Source organism: Phaeodactylibacter sp. (genome assembly GCF_040219495.1).
Lineage (GTDB): Bacteria > Bacteroidota > Bacteroidia > Chitinophagales > Saprospiraceae > Phaeodactylibacter.
Window position 1 is genome coordinate 1 of sequence record NZ_JAVJSK010000069.1, and the last position, 2740, is coordinate 2740.

Sequence of the window (2740 nt, forward strand, 5' to 3'; positions counted from 1 at the left end):
CAGCAACGAAGAAGATGGTTATCATTAAGTAATCGTCTCTTTGAGATAAACGCGCCCCTGAGCCCCGCGTAAGCGCGGGCTCACGGGGAGCAAGACCGGAGGGCCGGGCATCCGAAAGGGTGCCCGGCCTTTCTGTTTTTAGTGAAACCTTTTGAGATTCAGTGCGTACATAACAAATACTTAAAGTGGGCACTTTCCTTTGTACTTAAAAATTGCTACCTTGCGATGGAATTAATAATCTCATGATCCCATGACAAAAAAAATACCTCCTGTAAGGGCATTCCTTGCTGTTCCTTTCCTCTTATTCCTACCGTTCTGTGTGAGCGCTCAAGTGGCTGTCTACGCTACAAATCACACAGTGATTCCCGATGAAGAATTTACGGTCGAAATCAAAGCACAAAACTTTGACTCCGTGGTGGGGTGCCAGTTTAGTGTCGCTTGGGATACGACTTTGTTCCGCTTGAAAGAAGATAGCGGAGTCTTAAGTTCAGAATTGGAGAGCTTTATAGAGAACTTCAACTATTCGCAGGCAGATAGTGGTTATTTGGGTTTCTTGTGGTTTGATCCGGGCATTCAACCGGTCTCACTTGAAGATGATGCCACTTTATTTACAATCGGCTTTGAGGTTGTAGAAGAAGAGTCTACAATCGATTCTATCCGGTTTGCTGCTTTTCCTGTAATGGTGGAGTTTGCCAACGCAGATGAAGAAGAACTAGACGTGGATTTTATATCTGGCGCAATAAGTATCGAAGGTATTTCAGACCTCCTGGACAGGCAAGGTCGGGAAACCGTATTGGTCTCTTGCGCCCCCAACCCGTTTGCAAAACAAACTCAAATCAGCCTCGACTTCAAGCAGCGTGTTGATCGTGCCACATTGCGCATTATCAATGCACAGGGCGAAGTCGTTATGCAACGTGAACAGTCTTTTGACCAAGGCTTGCATATGCTTGACCTGGACCGGAAAGTCTTTGGTCAGTCTGGTCAATACTACTTGGAAATTAAGTCAACCGATTTTATAGTAACACACAAACTGATTGTCCTGTAGTTATTTATTGAAGCTGGCGAGTAAAGGCAACGTTCGCCATTTTCCTAACATCCCAAATTCCGAGCACCGATGGACAAATTATTTACCAGCCTTCTGGCAGGCTTATTACTCTGTGCAGTATCACTTTCTGCGCAACAGCCTACCTTTACTATTTCTCCTACCAGTAATGATATACAACCCGATGATGTTTTTGATGTCGACATAACCGTGTCGGACTTCGAAAATATTCTCAGTATGCAGTATGGTATCACATGGGACTCTACCATTATTGAGTTTCAGCAAGTGAAGAATATTAATACAGCTAATATCCCTGGCTTTTCGCAGGGTGCGGCGTTTAGTACGCCAAACCCCGGAGGTTCGAGCAACGTACCTGCCAACGGCATGGGCGTTTCCTGGTTCCACCCTTCTTTCATTACGCTTGATCTGCCCGATGGTACGGTCTTGTTCACCCTGGAATTCCAAGCCATTGGCTGTGGCACTTCTGATATACAATTTTCAGGACCTCCTACGCCGGGGATTGAGTTGCTTGATGGCAGCTTTACCAATGTAGGGCTGAACCCTGAAAACGCAACAGCTACGGTGAGCGGTGGGAACTGCGGGACTGTAACCCCTGAAACCACCTTTAGCATTGCCAATACAACGCTGGACGTAGGTGAAACGGGGTGCGTGGAGGTAGAAGTCCAGGATTTTGAAAATATTACAGATGTTTCATTCAGTATTACCTACAATGAAAACATACTGGATTTTAGCTCGGTCGGTAGCTTCGGCATTACTGGGTTGGATGCCAGTGATTTTGATACCACAATCCCAGGTGTCATTACCTTAAACTGGTCAAATGCGACTGGGGTTTCCTTGATCGGTGGCGCGGCTATCTTCGAAATTTGCTTCACCGGCACACAGGCAGGAACCGCTAACCTGGCTTTCTCAGACAATCCGGTAGCAATTGCGGTCATGAATGCTGACGACGAGGCCGTCGATTTCATTGGTGAAAACGGCGCTATCGTTGTACAAGAGGTTCAGGTTACACTGGATCTCACCAATACCACCGTGGATGTTGGACAAACCGGTTGTGTGGATGTACGCGTGTCGGACTTCGATAACATCGGTGATCTTCAGCTGACCATCAATTATAATAGTGCACTGGTGGATTTTAGCTCAGTGACGGGCATCAACCTGCCCGGGCTGCAGGCATCAGATTTTAATACAACTACCCCCGGTGTGATTACCGTGAACTGGTCAAGCGGCAGTGGTGTCACCGAACCGGATGGGACGACCATCTTTGAGCTTTGTTTCACTGGTAGTGCTGCCGGTACTGCCAGCCTTTCATTCGGCGGTGCTTCAAGTGCCGCAACAGCAGGCGGAACACCGGTTAACTTCAATGGACTGGGCGGGACAGTCACCGTAAATTCGGTCAACACAGACCTGACGCTGACGGTAGAAAACGCAACAGTGAACCAGGGCGATAACGTCTGCCTGGCACTGGAGATCGACAATTTTGACGGTATTATAGGCATGTCATTCACGGTAAGCTACGATGCTTCACAGCTGAGCTACACTGGGGTGACCAACCTGAACGGCAGCCTTCCGGGCTTTAGCGTAGCGGGTAACATCGCGAACCCAAGCCCCGGCTTTGTCACCATCAACTGGTTTGAGAACAGCCTCACCCCGATTACTTTGCCGGACGGCAGTGTGATC

General features: G+C 48.1%; 2 protein-coding genes. Both read left to right on the forward strand.

The annotated features are described in order from the left end of the window. The first annotated feature begins 250 nt into the window (after nucleotides 1–250). On the forward strand, nucleotides 251–1045 hold the full coding sequence (locus tag RIC19_RS10345) for a cohesin domain-containing protein (RefSeq protein WP_350178239.1): 795 nt from the start codon (nucleotides 251–253) through the stop codon (nucleotides 1043–1045). Nucleotides 1046–1114: 69 nt separating this feature from the next. After that, on the forward strand, nucleotides 1115–2740 hold a 1626-nt coding region (locus RIC19_RS10350), incomplete at its 3' end, for a cohesin domain-containing protein (protein ID WP_350178240.1).

What these genes read in the sequence shown, in the direction of transcription:
- RIC19_RS10345 (WP_350178239.1), top strand. Translation starts at nt 251, where the DNA reads ATGACAAAAAAAATACCTCCTGTAAGGGCATTCCTTGCTGTTCCTTTC.